The sequence below is a fragment of the Sphingomonas sp. FUKUSWIS1 genome, from assembly GCF_000733135.1.
GTDB lineage: Bacteria > Pseudomonadota > Alphaproteobacteria > Sphingomonadales > Sphingomonadaceae > Sphingomonas > Sphingomonas aerolata.
Genome location: NZ_JPJC01000162.1, coordinates 1 through 680 on the forward strand (window position 1 = coordinate 1; position 680 = coordinate 680).

At 70.9% G+C, this 680-nt stretch carries 2 protein-coding genes; both read left to right on the top strand.

The features are described 5' to 3' along the window. The coding region (locus sphsw_RS10465; protein ID WP_031440571.1) for a TolC family protein at positions 1-373 on the top strand (373 nt) is incomplete at its 5' end. Between the two features lie 213 nt (positions 374-586). Next, positions 587-680, top strand: a 94-nt coding sequence (locus tag sphsw_RS19380) for a sugar phosphate nucleotidyltransferase (RefSeq protein ID WP_268745768.1), incomplete at its 3' end; no start/stop codon positions are given.

Sequence of the window (680 nt, forward strand, 5' to 3'; positions counted from 1 at the left end):
CGGGCGGCTGGGCGCGCAGGCCGATGCCGCGACCGCACGCCGCGACCAGGCGGCGTTCGCCTATCGCCGCACCGCGCTCCAGGCGTTCCGCGAGGTCGACGACAGCCTTGCGGGCGTCCGCCGCTCGGGCGAACAGGCCAATGCGTTCGCCGCACAGCGCGATGCGCTCGCGGGCGCGCTGCGCAACGCGTCGAACCGCTACCGCGCGGGCTATTCGGCCTATATCGACCAGCTCGATGCGCAGCGCGGGCTGCTGACCGCGGAGCTGTCGCTGGTCCAGGCACGCGCGGACCGGCTGACGGCCTATGTGACGCTCTATCAGGCGATGGGCGGCGGCTGGTCGCGCGACGATGCGGCGATCGTGCGGCGCTGAGGGGCGTGCCCCCAGGGTTACGCAGGACATCGCCCGTAACCCTGGGCTCCCGCCTTCGCGGGAGAACAGTTTTTGCCACACCGGATCCGCCACCGTTCCCCCGCGCAGGCGGGGGTCCAGAATCAAAGCAGGACGGCAGGCGCGACTTTGCCCCCCGCATCCACGGACGAAGCGCTGCATTTTCCTGCCACAGTTGATGCATAAGCGGGTGCCATGAAGGCCATCATCCTTGCCGCGGGCCACGGATCGCGGCTCCTGCCGCTGACGCTCAGCACGCCGAAATGCCTCGTGCAGGTCGGCGGGCGGG